The sequence below is a fragment of the Glutamicibacter sp. MCAF14 genome (assembly GCF_052114325.1).
Lineage (GTDB): Bacteria > Actinomycetota > Actinomycetes > Actinomycetales > Micrococcaceae > Glutamicibacter > Glutamicibacter arilaitensis.
This window is the reverse complement of record NZ_JBFREO010000004.1, coordinates 115,984-128,898: the sequence shown is the minus strand read 5'-3', so window position 1 is coordinate 128,898 and position 12,915 is coordinate 115,984. Positions and strand designations below refer to the sequence as shown.

Sequence of the window (12,915 nt, the reverse complement as noted above, 5' to 3'; positions counted from 1 at the left end):
GCTATGGGAAGCATTTCCCCCAGCCACGGCTTCGCCCGTGAAGGAAGGAAGAGAAGTGGCCGGGATCAAAGACGTCGCACAAGCCGCTGGAGTATCCATTGCCACCGTCTCACGAGCATTATCTGGACGTGGTTCGGTCTCAGCTGCCGCGCAGGAGGCAGTGCAGCGCGCCGCCGCCGAATTGGGCTACGTGGTCTCTTCCTCTGCATCCGGTCTGGCTTCGGGGCGCACCCGCAATATCGGTGTGCTCGTTCCGGTGATCAACCACTGGTTCTATGCCTGCGTGCTGGAAGGCATTTCCAGCCGGCTGATGGATGAGGGCTACGACACCACCCTTTACCAGCTGACCCAGGACAGTGCCCAGCGCGAGAAGGTCTTCTCCGATTTCCTGCTGCGCCAGCGCGTTGACGCGGTAATCGCGGTCAACGTCGAATTAGCCGATGAGGAGGTCCAGGCCTTGCTGGCTGTGGACAAGCCATTGGTTGGCGTCGGCGGCCCGCTTCCAGGGGTGCCAACGCTGCACGTGAATGATGAAGCGATTTCGGCTCTGGCCACCGGGCACCTGATTTCTTTGGGCCATGAACGCATTGGCTTTATTGGCGGCAACGCGGAAACCGATGTGGACTTCATGATTCCCACCCACCGCCGCGCCGGGTACGAGCAGGCGCTGGAGCAGGCAGGGTTGCCTATCGATGAGTCGCTGATCGTGAGCGCCGATTTCTCCATGACCCAGGGCTATGCGGTGGCCAAGCAGCTACTGGGCAATCCTGCTTCCCGGCCTACCGCGGTCTTTGCCGCCAGCGATGAGATGGCAATCGGCGCGATTCTGGCCGCCCGCGATCTGGGCTTGCAATTGCCTCGCGACCTGTCGGTAATCGGCGTGGATAACCATGATCTTGCCGAGCTCTTTGGCTTGACCACGGTGGAGCAGCGGCCGCATGAACAAGGGCAGCTGGCGGTTGCCATGCTGCTGCGTGCGATTCGCGGTGAAGAGCCGGCACAGGCCCATGAATTGGATCATCGGCTGATTGTGCGTTCCTCCACCACAAGTCCGGCCTAGTTCTTCTGCCAGGTTCCGCGCAAGCGCACTCGGTTCCGGCCTTGGAGCAAAAGTTTTCTCCTCCTCCCCCCCCCGCAGACGCGCAAATGCCCGCGTGTTCCTCTGGCCTGCTGGCCATCGGAACACGCGGGCATTGCCGTACGCTTAGCGGTTAGCCGAGGTGAGCGGCGCCAGCCTGCTCGCCTTCGACCTCTTCCACGTGCAGGTTGCGTCCGCGGGTTTCGCCAACCCACAGCACCGCTGCCACGGAGATCACGGTCAGCACCATGATGTAGATGGCAATCGAGATCGAAGCGCCGGTGGTCTCCAGCAGGATCTGCGCTACGGTGGCCGCGAAGGCACCGCCGAGGATGGCACCGATGGCATAGCCAATGGAGATGCCCGAGTAGCGGATATGTGCTGGGAACATTTCGGCGTACATTGCCGACTGCGGACCGTAGGACAGGCCCAGGCCAACGGTCAGCACGAAGATCGCAACACCGTAGAGCACAATATTTCCGGTGTCGACCAGCAGGAACATCGGGATCATCCAGACGAAGACCAGCGCATAGCCGATGACGAAGGTGGCCCGGCGCCCGATCTTATCCGAGAGCCAACCACCGACCAGAGTGAAGATCAGCCAGCCGACCGAACCGATGGTGGTAGCCAGCAGGATCGGTGCCAGTGGCATTTCCAGCACCTTGGTGGTGTAGGAGATGAAGAACGCGATGACCAGGTAGCCGGCGGCGTTGTTCGAGATGAAGATCAATGCTGCCTGCAGCACCTGCTTGGTGTGGCCGGTCATCAGCTCGCGCAGCGGGGTGTGCTCGGAAGCCTTGCGCAGCGAGAGCTGCTTGAAGACCGGGGATTCTTCGACAGCACGACGGATCATGTAGCCCACGAAGATCAGCGCGATCGAGAGCAGGAACGGAATACGCCAGCCCCAGGCGGTGAATGCTTCCGGGGAGAGCGAAACGCGCAGGATGTAGAGCAGGCCGGTAGCCAGGATCATGCCGATTGGCACACCGATCTGCGGGTAGGCCCCGAAGTAGCCGCGGCGGTGCTCAGGTGCGTGCTCTACTGCCATCAGGGCTGCGCCGCCCCATTCGCCGCCAGCCGAGAAGCCCTGGATCACGCGCAGCAGCACCAGCAGGATTGGTGCGGCAACGCCGATGGAAGCATAGGTTGGCAGCAGGCCGATGGCCGCGGTGGCGACACCCATCAAGATCAGGGTGAGCACCAGAATGCGCTTGCGTCCGTAGCGGTCCCCCAGGTGTCCGGCTACGACGGCGCCCAATGGGCGGAAGAAGAAGGAGATGCCGATCATGGCGAAGGACAGAACCTGCGCCACTCCTGGATTCGCTTCGCCCAGAGGTTCCAGGAACAGCGGGGTGAGCAGGGTTGCGGTGAGTTGGGCGAAAATGAAGAAGTCGTACCACTCGATGGTGGTGCCCACGAGAGTACCGGCGAGAACCCGGCGCTCTTCCTGAGTGCGAGAAGCAGTCGATGACATGTGTAGACCTTTTGCGAGTTGATTACCGACCGTTCGGACGGTTTATGTCAGACCCCATCATATGCTGGAAGTGAAGCGGATCACAAGAAGTTTCTTCCACCAATGACCTGCCGGCATGCGCGCTGCCACCGACGTCAGAGAATTCGGTGTTCTAATAGAGAACGACTAAACTCGTATTTAGATTACCGACCTTGCTTTCCCAGGCTCACTACGAAGGTCTTCGACGGTGTATTAACGACTCCGCTAGGCCAGATTGAAGATCCATGCCTACCTCACAGACGCTTTCCCGTGGAATCCGTGTTCTCGAAATCGTCGCTAACTCCCCGGTAAACCTCTCCATCGCTGAAATCGCGGCGAAGCTGGAAGTGCACCGATCCATTGCCTACCGCATCATCCGCACCTTGGAGCAGCACCACCTGCTCAACCGCGACGAGGCCGGCCACATCCGCTCCGCCTCGGGCCTAGCCGTGCTGGCCCGCTCGGTTCAGCGCGACCTGCAGGCTGCAGCCACCCCGGAACTGACAGCGCTGGCCAACGAACTGTCAATGACCACCTTCGTTGCCGTCTGGGAACATGACTTGTGCACCACCTTGCAGTCGGTCTCGCCGCTGAACTCCCAGCGCGCCATTGTCCACCGCCCCGGCTCAGTGCACGGCATGGACGTGGGTGCGGCCGGCATCGCCATCCAATCGCGCTACACCAAGGCCGAATGGGACGCGCTGGATACCGGAATCCAATACCGCGAGCCTGCCATCGCCGCCCGCCAGGCTGGCTATGCCACCAGTGCCGATGAAGTGATCCAGGGCGTGACCTCCATTGCCGTTCCTATCCAGCACGCGGGCCAGACCCCGGCTGCTCTGGCCGTCGTCTTCGCCACCAGTACCGTGGATAGCTACGAACGGACGATCGAGGAACTCCAGCATGCAGCGGCACGCATCAGCGAAAAGCTCGCGCACTAGTTGCTGTCCTGCTTAAACAAAATCTCGTTGCCCTTCAACCAAAACGGTGAAGGACAACGAGATTTTTTACGCACGTTCAGCGCGGCAGCTGAGACAGGTTTGGCCTAGCGCACGCGCGCCAGCGACGGGGCCTAGCGCACGCGCGCCAGCGACGGGGCCTAGCGCACGCGCGCCAGCGACGGGGCCTTGGCCACGATAGCCTTCATCGCCACGGCCGCCAGGAAGATCACCAGCGCACCACCGGTGGACACCCAGAAGGCGCCGAGGTACCCCAGGGATTCCGCGAAGACACCGGCCAGGCCGTTGCCAATGGCAGTACCCACAACAATGCCCGCAGAAAGCATGGTCATCACGGTAGACAGGCGCTGCGGTGGAGCAACTTCACCACCCAAGGTCATCACGGTGACGATCACCGGACCTACGGCAAAGCCGGCAATGAACAGGGCAACCAGCATCATCGGAACATTGGAAGCCACATGCAATCCGAAGCTGAGCACGGTGAGCGCGGCACCGCACAGGATCCAACGGTTGATCTGCCTGAAAGCCTGAGGCCAGGCCGCCACGGAAATCGCGGCAATCGCACTGGAGAAGCCCATCGCACCATAGAGCAAGCCGCCTTGGTTGGAGTCGCCCTGCGCCCCGGCAAAGGCCAACGTGCCGGCAGCCGAGGAACCAAAGACGGTGCCCAGAGCCATCATGCCCAGCACCAGGGCGCTGATTGCGGCAACCTGCGCCCGGCTGATCGCAACCTTCGGCGCATGCGTTGCGGTTTTCACCGGCTTGACCGCACCCACGGTATGGTGCGCGGCGAAGACCGGCACCAGCACCAACGTCAGCAAGGCAGCCAGGTAGAGCGGCAACACCGGATCCACCAGCGAAGCCAGCAGCCCAACGGCTACCGGACCGAAAACGAAGCCCAGTTCATCGAACATCGATTCCAGGCTGAGCGCGGCAGAAAGCACCTTGGGGTTCTTCTTTTGCTGGCGGGTCATCGCGATCCAGCGGACGCGGGACATCGGCCCAACCTGCGGGCCGGTAGCACCGGCGGCCAGGCACATGACCGAGAGCATCGCTACTGACATCTCGGGGCTGGAATTGCTGAAAATGGTCAGGGCGACCAGTAAGATCGTGTGGATCACGGCAACGGTGGTCAAGACCGGGCGCTGGCCGATGCGGTCAGCGAGGTAGCCGATGCTCGGACCGCCAACGGCGGATCCGAGGCCAACCATGGCAGCGGCCAAACCACCCAGGGCGTATGAGCCGGTGGTGGCGGTTACCAGGGTCATCGACCCGATGGTGAGCATCGCCAGTGGAAGGCGTGCAAGGAAAGTGAGCGGCAGGAATGGTGCTCCCACCAAAGGAACTAACGCTGAGTATCCGGACATTTTTTCGGATCCCTCGTGGTCTTCCTTCGACAAAGTATGCTGAGTCAACAAAACTCCATGACGAAGCGTGCGTCGTCCCACACCCCCCGACGCACAAATTTCCCAGACATGCCAAATGGCACTACTTTCAAGATAGCCACTGCCCCTAGGCAAGTCCAATCTATCCGGCCAAGATCACAGTGCCTTCGCGTGCGATGGTTGAACCATGCTGGGTCTTGATGACCGAGACCCGGTTGGTGATGCGCTGCTTCATTTCGGCAACGTGCGAAACCAGGCCGATGGTGCGGCCACCGGCACGCAGGTTTTCCAGCGCTTGCATGACTTCTTCCAGCGTTTCGGCATCCAGCGAGCCAAAGCCCTCATCAACAAATAGCGTCTGCATGTCCACAGCACCGGAGTGATGTGAAATGACATCTGCCAGGCCCAAAGCCAGGGCCAGCGAAGCCATGAAGGTCTCGCCTCCGGAGAGGGTCTGGGTTTCGCGGCGCTTGCCAGTCCACGAATCGAGGACCTGGAGTCCGAGACCGGACTTCGCGTTGCCTTGCTTGGAATCATCATGATGCAGCGAGTAGCGTCCTGCGGACATCACCGCCAGACGCTGGGTGGCGGCGATGGCCACTTCTTCCAAGCGTGCGGCCAGCACGTAGGTGCTCAGCGTCATCTTGTACAGGTTCTCTCCCCCGCCGCGAATCACTTCAGCCAATCCGCGCAGCCTGCGATAGGTTTCGATGACCGGCCCGGCATCTGCCCGCTGGCGTTCAAGATCCCCAGTTGACTGCTCGTGGCGGGTCAACTGAGTCAGTGCCAGCACTTCTTGCTCACGTGCTGCCTCGAAACGCTCATCAGCCGCGGTGGCCAGCAATCGCGCTTCGACCAGTTCGTCTTCGCCCGGTGCTTGGATTCCCTGGGAAGAAAGTTCTTGGGCCTTACGGCAGTCTTCGGAGCTTTCCAGCGTGGCAATGGCACTGGCCAGATCGGCATCGGCACGCTGCAGCTGGCGCAATTGCTCGCGCTGTGAAACTTCAAGCAGTGCCGCTTCGTACTCCGCCAGCTGCGCAAATCCTGCGGCGGTGCGCTCGGCATCCCACGTGGCCGTTGCCCTTTCCAGGGCTTGGCTGGCTTCAAGCAGGCGGCGCAAATTCTGGAATGCGTTGCCCAGGCCGTTAGAGGTTTTGGTCTGCTGCTCGACGAGTTCGCTGAGGCTGTTCTTCCCCTGGCGCAGCTGGACCAGCTTGGCGTCCAGCTCTTCCAACTGGGCCTGCAGCGTTTGCGCATTGTGCTGCGCGGCTGAGTGCTCGAGGACTGCCTGGGCGGCACGGGCGTTTTGCTCTTCGACGCGTCGGCGCACCTTATCCAGCTTGCTGATGCGCGCAGAGATCTCATTGTGCTTCTGCCGTGCTTGCTCAAGTTCGGCCTGCGCTGCTTCAAGTTCAACGCGCAGTTCTGCAACCATTTGGTCACCGGCTGCTTCCTGGGCAGCCTGCAACTTGGCCATCAGGGTGTCGCGGGTCTGCGCGGCCTGCTGGCCGGCAACGCGTGCGGCGGCCACGATGGCATCCAATTTCTGGATCTGCTCATCATCAATGAGCGGCGCACCTGCATCGGCCTGAGCCGGGGCGGGATGTTCTTCAGAACCGCAGACCATGCATGGCTTGCCATCTTCTAGCGCGGCGGATAGGCGCAAAGCGCTTTGTGCCAGCTGCTCGGTGCGCAGATCCAGCAAGGAATTGGCGGCGTCAACAATCTTCAGCTCTTGTGCACTGGCTTTTTCCCGTGCGCTCATGGCCTTCTTTTCAAGGCCATCGCGCTCGGTTGCATGCCCGATCTTGGTCTCCAGGCCCAGCACTCGGTCTTTGGCTTGCTGGACCTTTTCGGTGGCAGCGCCCTGGTCGAGGTCTTGTGCTTCCAACGCTTCGCGTTCAGTCTTGAGCCGCAGGACTTCTTCTTCAGCCTCGGTGCGGGTCTTGGCATGGACACCAACTAACTCGGCGGCCTTTTCTCCTTGGGCGGCCAGTACCTCCCGGCGCTTCTCATCTTCCAGCGCTGCCTTGGCTATTGCCAATGCTTCAGCTGCCTCTTGGGCCGGACGGCGCAAGGATTCCAGACCTGCGATATCGATGCGGGGAGCCAGCCCCTGCTCTTTTTCAAGCCACTGCTGGCTGGCAAGCCAGGTGTCCTTTACCTTTTGTTCAGTGGCCTTCGCTTCATTCAGCTGGGTCAGGTAGGCGCGTACGGCGCCAGCCTTGGCATCTTTTTCCAGGCGTGCCCCTGCGCTCAGGGCTGCCTCATGCTGCTGGGCATAGGCGGCCTGCTTGCTGCGCAGCTCGGCAAGCCGGACAAAGATCCGCTGGCGCTCTTCAACACTCTGCACCTGTTCTCGCAACCCGGTCCGCTGCGCTCGCAAGGCCGCCGCTTCACTGGCCGAACGCTGATGAATCACCGAGATCCGGCGCTGGTAATCAGCGAACTGCTCGGCCACCGTGGCGGGCGCCGCCTGGGCAATATCCTCGGTGTCTTCGGATGCTTCGTCCTGCACGTTGGATTCACGGCCGGCAAGGAAGGACTGTGCTTGGGCATGAATGGCTTCTTCACTGGCGCTCAACCGGGCTTCAAGGCTTTCGGTTTTCTTGCGCTCATCGGCCAACCGGGCGGAGAATTCCTCTTCAATCTGCGCATAGTCGCTGGTATCGAAAAGATTCGCCAACAGATCTTCGCGGTCCTTGGCCTTGGCACGCAGGAAGTCGGCAAAGCCGCCCTGCGGCAGCATTACGACCTTGGTGAATTGCTCGCGGTCCAGACCCAGCAGGCTGCCCAAAACATGCCCCACCTCGTCGTTGCGAGTGGAGAGTTCGTTCCAACCCGAAGCGGTGAATTCCCGCAACAGGCTGGAAGCCTTCTGTTCAGTGGTCTTGTCCTTGCCGCGTTTGGATGGACGCATCCACGCCGGTGAGCGGGTGACCTCGAAGCGGCGGTCACCGATGGTCAATTCGCAGCTGACTTCTGGTGCCAACCCTGCTGGTGCGTGGTCCGAACGGATCTGCCTGCTGCCGGTGCGGCTGCCGGGCAACGCGCCGTACAGTGCATAGCAAATCGCATCCAAGATGCTGGACTTGCCTGCACCGGTGGGGCCATCCAGGAGAAACAGGCCGCCTTCGGCTAATTCATCAAAGTTGATCTCTTCGGTGCCTGCAAAGGGACCGAAGGCCTGGATCTGCAGCTTATGGATTCTCACTGGCTGACCTTTGCCTCTCGGGTGGCGCGGATAACGGAGGTGATGACTTCGCGTTCTGCTTCATCGGCTGCGCGTTCGCGTACATGTTCCATGAAGTCACCGACCACCTGCTCGGTGCTGGTGGCCTTGGCCATGCGCTCGGCGTAGGTCGATGGCTTTTCGTTTTCGTCGCCGCCTTCTGGTGCGAAATTCAGCACCACGGTGTCCGGGAAGCGGGTTCGCACCCGGGCCATGGCATCGGCCGGACGCTCCCTATCGGTCAGCGTCACTTGGCACCAGGCCGCAACTGCGTACTCGAACTGCTCGTCGTCCAGAAGGTCTTCGAGGTTGCCTTTGAGGATCGCCAGGTCCTTCGGCACCACCAGCAAGACTTCTTGGATGGATTCAATGCCCTGCGCGCTGGTGTCGATAACCCACACGCCCTTGATTTGCTTTGCTTCCGAGAAGGAGTACGCCAGCGGCGATCCGGAATAGCGCACATTGTCTTTGACCTTCTGCCGGCCATGCAGGTGTCCCAGGGCGGAGTAGTCGAAGTTCTCAAAGAGTTCTGCACTCACCACATCGAGGTTGCCGGTGCTCAGTTCGCGTTCGGAGTCCGAGCCGATGCCACCGGCAGCAAACAGGTGGGCCATGGCAATGGAAACTACCGGCGTGCCGGCCTGGCGCTGCTGCTCCAAGTTTTCCTGAATCCGCGTGATGGCTGCACTGACTACTGCCTCGTGGCTGGCGTGGGTGGCGCCCAGTCGTTCCATCACCATGCGCGGTTCCAGGTAGGGAATGCCGTAAATGGCTACTTGGTGGTCCTCGGCCTGGCAGATCACCGGGCGCAGCATGCGCTCAAGATCCGCGATGATGTGCACCCCGGCGCTATCCAGCAGGTCTGCGCCGAAGCCCAAGCGCGAGGCGGAGTCGTGGTTGCCGCTGGTGATGACCACCGTTGCCCCGGTGGCCCGCAATTCACGCAGCACCCAGTTGCATAGCTGCACTGCGTCCACCTGCGGCAGCGCCCGGTCATAGATATCTCCGGAAATGAGCACCACATCCACCTGCTGGTTGATGGTGATGTCAATGATTTCCTGCAGCACGGCACGCTGCGCTTCAATCAGGGAGGCGCCGTGGAAGGTGCGTCCCAAATGCCAGTCTGAGGTGTGAAGCAATCGCATGTGTCCAACCTTATGCAATCCCCAGGACAACTTGGACATTAGAATGGAGTTGTGAATGAAACCGGTGAAACTGCACTCCTGCCAGAGAACTACTCAGACAAGGTGTTTGCGATCCTGCTCGGCCTAGCCGATGGCGCAACCCACGCCCGCGACGACATTGATCCCGGTGCCACCGAGATCCTCCCGCTCTATCTGGCCGATGGCCTTCTAGAAGCACTGGAATGGGCCAATGACGGTGTGGCCAGCGACGAGGCAGCCTGCATGTGGCTTGCGGCCTTGCGCGGCTACAACAAGATCACCGGCTCCTTCCCGGACCGCGCCCCAGAACCCCTGGGCCGCTGGATCGACAAGGAATTCGCCCATGTCGAGATCTTCGAAAAGATCCAGGACGGCGATCCGCAGAACCTCACCGGCCTGGACAGCGCCGACATGGGACAGCCAGGACGCCCCACCGGCCCCGGCACCGACACCACCGGTGTGCTGCCGCGCGCAGCAGTAGCCGCACTGCTGGGCCGTGTCCCAATGGGCACCACCGAAACCTTGGCTCGCGCCGCAGCGTTCCTGACCCACGATGCGCAGGCCGCCAAGACCACCATCGCCGCAGCCAAGATCATCCGCCTGGCGATGGAACGCTCCGAGGAAGCCGCGGGACTGTGGGCCGAGCTGCTTGTCGATCTGGAAGGCCCTTCGGCCGATGCCCTGCGTGAAGTCGTGGACAAGATCAGCGAGAATATCTCCCTGGCCCCCGAAGATGCGTACAACGCCTACTTCGGCGAGAACGCTCCTGAGCAGGCTGAAGAATCCGATATTGAAGCCGCACCGGCTGCAATCGAGGAAGAAAGCGCCCGCGATCCAGAGGTTGATGCCTACGCGGTAGCACTGCTGGCAGCGGTGTACGGCTCCGAAGCTGTCGGCGAGCGCCCGGCCAGCGCGTTGGATGACATCATCTCCGAGCTGCATGACCGCTGGATGGCACTGCTGGTCTAAGCACCGGTACTCCCGCGAAAACGAAAAGAGTTCGGCCAGCACAGATTCAATCTGTGCCGACCGAACTCTTTTCCGCTTGATCAGGCGGTTAGCCCGAAGCCGCCAACCATTTGCATGAATTCGCCTTCGGAGATGATGCTGACCCGTTGGCCCTTTTCACGCAGGCGCAGCACGTGCTTGGCCTTGTTGGTCAGCCGTCCGTTGGCAAGGTCCTGCGGCACAAAGCCATCGCCTACCACCAGGGCGGTGGTGGCACGGGTGACCCGCGATGCGGTCTGGGCTCCATGCTCGGCCGCCAATTCCTTGGCCTTGGGCCGCGGCATGGACAAGTTGCCGGTGAAGACCATGGTCTGCCCGAACAGCGGGTGGCTGGGATCCGCGTTCTGATTCGGGTCTGGATTCGGGCCTTCTTGCGGCCAGTTGTTGAAGGCGTCCTGCGGTGGCAGCTGGTTTCCAGCGGCCAACCAGCCTTGGGCGTCGCGCGTGGCGCGGGAAAGCTCATCGCCTGGCTGCCAGGACTGGGTCAGGCTCAGGCGGACACCGTAGTGATCGGCGGTCTCCAGCACGGATTGGCGTCCGCTGCGCTGTGCGATATCGATCATCGCCCACGCGCAGGCAAGCGAGTCGGCCAAGGCTTCGTGGTGGTTTTCAATTGGGTGCCCGGCTTCTTCGGCGACGAATGGCAGCGAGTAGCTGGGCAGGTCGTAGGCCTTGCGGGAAAGCTTGACGGTACACAGATGCGCGATTTGCGGCACTGGCAGTTCGCTGGCTTCAGAAGCCGCGCGGATCACACCTGAGTCGAAAGACGAGTTATGGGCGACAAGTACGTCGGATCCGATGAATTCAAGCAGATCTGGAAGCTTCTGGCTCACTCGTGGCGCATCACTGACCATGTCGGAGGTGATGTGGTGGATCGAGATGTTGCGCGGGTCGAAGTGGTCGAAACCGGCTGGCGGCTGCATGAGCCACTGCTCGGTTTCCACGATTTGCCCCGAGCGTACCTTGACCAGGCCCACCGAGCAGGCGGAGCCGATAAAACCGTTTGCAGTCTCAAAATCTATTGCTGTGAAGTCCAATGCCACGCCCAATAGCTTACTCGCTTAAACTGCGGCGGTGGCATCCGGGACTCCGCTGGACTGTGCCGCCCAGGGGTTTCGCAGCGCATTTCAGCCGCAAGATATTTCCGCATACCCCGTATTGACTTGAATGGATCAACTTTTCGTCCGGTATCCCGAACCTTGCTCAAGGCAGGGCATCTCACACCCCCAGACGCTCGGTCTCATCAGCGAGTCGGATCCCGGGCAACCGTTATTCAGCTGCGGAACAATTCTTCGTAATAGGTGCTGAGCACCGGGTAGTAGTCGGGCTCAAAGACCACGTGTGACAGGTCCGTTCCGCTGGCGGCTGCCACCAGCCGATCCAGGTAGTAGTCCCAGCCCGGGCCGATGGAGCCAGCTTGTTGCGGTTCCATCCCCGGCATCTGGAAGACCAGGCGGCTGCCCGTGCCGGATGCTTCCACTTTCAGCTCCAGCTGCCAGGCTGATGCTTCTTCGCCAAGGCGCACCGTCAGCTGACGGGCGCGCACATCGCACTGCAGGATCTGGACTTGCGCTGCTGGCGCCCCGTCTTCGGCCAGCAGCACTACTTCCACCGTCCCGCTGTCTGAGTCGCCGTGCCACGAGCCGTACCAGAGGGCCAGGTAGTCGCTGTCGGTGAGATAGCGCCAGATTCGGCTCGGCGCATCGGTGATCTCCCGGCGCAATTCCAGCGTCCCCTCGGCCGTACGTGTTCCTGTGCCTGCCGCGCTCATGGCCATGCTCCTGTCATGCTCTGCTTTTCGCCGATTTCTTGCGGTTCTAGCTCTGTGGATAGCGGTGAATGAAGAATAGCAAAGCACCGCATCCCTGGCACGAGGCAAGGAATGCGGTGCTTGCTTCCAGTTCTCCATTTCCAGCTAGGCGGTTGCCCTGCGCAAAGTCAGATAGGATCCGCCGGCCATCAGCACGGCAGCCAGTCCACCCCACAGCGTGACCCCGGCTGCGGTCCAGGTCAGTGCCCAACCCCAGAATTCGTCCCAGAGATCATTGAAAGTGAACAGGGCAATCACTGCCAGCGACAGTACCCCGAGCAGCGTGAAGAAAACTACCATGCCTGCGGTCCGCCATCGCATGTAGATGGTCGCGGTCAGGAATCCGACCATGAACAGCAGCAGCATGAGCACGAAGTAGAACATGATCTGGATGAACCAGTTGTTATCGGCAACCCACTGCAGGGCGAAGAATCGTCCGTCCAGTCCCCATCCGCCGGTAGCTTTCTCCACCAGCCCCATGAGGTAGTAGAAGACCGAGAGCACCAGGGCGCAGACCGAGAACAGCGCCACCGTCCCCAGGTAGAAGGACCGGCGCGAAATGCTCATCGCCATGGAGAACGGGAAGGTCAAGGTCAGCGCTTGGATGCCCAAGGCCAGGAAGTACCACATGGGTGCTTGGGCACCGCCGCCGTACATGATCCCCTCGGCGCCGTTGCGCCGTACCAGCCACCAGATGACCAGCGTGAAGAGGAATGCGCTGACTAGGATCATCGCTGGAATCCCGATGAAAGTACCCTTATTGATCAGTTGCATGCGGGCAACTTTGA

At 61.2% G+C, this 12,915-nt stretch carries 10 protein-coding genes; 3 read left to right on the top strand and 7 right to left on the bottom strand.

Annotated features, from left to right (window positions below; translation table 11 throughout):
* Positions 1-55: 55 nt before the first annotated feature.
* Positions 56-1,060: a LacI family DNA-binding transcriptional regulator gene (locus tag AB4Y71_RS08075; protein WP_134780447.1), complete on the top strand. Its 1,005-nt coding sequence runs from the start codon at positions 56-58 to the stop codon at positions 1,058-1,060.
* Positions 1,061-1,211: 151 nt separating this feature from the next.
* Here AB4Y71_RS08075 and AB4Y71_RS08070 read toward each other — a convergent pair whose 3' ends face one another.
* Positions 1,212-2,552, bottom strand: a complete 1,341-nt coding sequence (locus AB4Y71_RS08070; RefSeq protein WP_441719403.1) for an MFS transporter — start codon at positions 2,550-2,552, stop codon at positions 1,212-1,214.
* 263 nt (positions 2,553-2,815) lie between these two features.
* On the opposite strand from AB4Y71_RS08070, the gene AB4Y71_RS08065 reads away from it, so the two are divergent.
* On the top strand, positions 2,816-3,511 hold the full coding sequence (locus AB4Y71_RS08065) for an IclR family transcriptional regulator (protein ID WP_441719400.1): 696 nt from the start codon (positions 2,816-2,818) through the stop codon (positions 3,509-3,511).
* 158 nt (positions 3,512-3,669) lie between these two features.
* On the opposite strand, the gene AB4Y71_RS08060 is transcribed toward AB4Y71_RS08065, so the two are convergent.
* From AB4Y71_RS08060 to AB4Y71_RS08050, 3 genes are all read right to left on the bottom strand, one after another.
* Positions 3,670-4,944, bottom strand: coding sequence for an MFS transporter (locus tag AB4Y71_RS08060; RefSeq protein WP_441719397.1), 1,275 nt, complete (start codon positions 4,942-4,944; stop codon positions 3,670-3,672).
* A gap of 112 nt (positions 4,945-5,056) precedes the next feature.
* Complete coding sequence (locus AB4Y71_RS08055; protein ID WP_441719395.1) at positions 5,057-8,128, bottom strand: AAA family ATPase; 3,072 nt, start codon at positions 8,126-8,128, stop codon at positions 5,057-5,059.
* Complete coding sequence (locus tag AB4Y71_RS08050) at positions 8,125-9,291, bottom strand: exonuclease SbcCD subunit D (RefSeq protein ID WP_441719393.1); 1,167 nt, start codon at positions 9,289-9,291, stop codon at positions 8,125-8,127. Before AB4Y71_RS08050 ends, AB4Y71_RS08055 begins: the two co-directional genes overlap by 4 nt.
* A 51-nt stretch (positions 9,292-9,342) precedes the next feature.
* Here AB4Y71_RS08050 and AB4Y71_RS08045 point away from each other — a divergent pair, with 51 nt between their 5' ends.
* Positions 9,343-10,278, top strand: coding sequence for an ADP-ribosylglycohydrolase family protein (locus AB4Y71_RS08045; RefSeq protein ID WP_441719390.1), 936 nt, complete (start codon positions 9,343-9,345; stop codon positions 10,276-10,278).
* An 80-nt stretch (positions 10,279-10,358) separates the two neighbouring features.
* On the opposite strand, the gene AB4Y71_RS08040 is transcribed toward AB4Y71_RS08045, so the two are convergent.
* From AB4Y71_RS08040 to AB4Y71_RS08030, 3 genes are all read right to left on the bottom strand, one after another.
* Entirely contained in the window at positions 10,359-11,360 is a 1,002-nt protein-coding gene (locus AB4Y71_RS08040) for an exonuclease domain-containing protein (RefSeq protein ID WP_441719387.1), read from the bottom strand.
* 230 nt (positions 11,361-11,590) lie between these two features.
* Entirely contained in the window at positions 11,591-12,088 is a 498-nt protein-coding gene (locus AB4Y71_RS08035) for an SRPBCC family protein (RefSeq protein WP_441719384.1), read from the bottom strand.
* A gap of 144 nt (positions 12,089-12,232) precedes the next feature.
* Positions 12,233-12,901 (bottom strand): hypothetical protein, encoded by a 669-nt coding sequence (locus tag AB4Y71_RS08030; RefSeq protein ID WP_441719381.1) that lies wholly within the window; start codon positions 12,899-12,901, stop codon positions 12,233-12,235.
* Between the last annotated feature and the right edge of the window lie 14 nt (positions 12,902-12,915).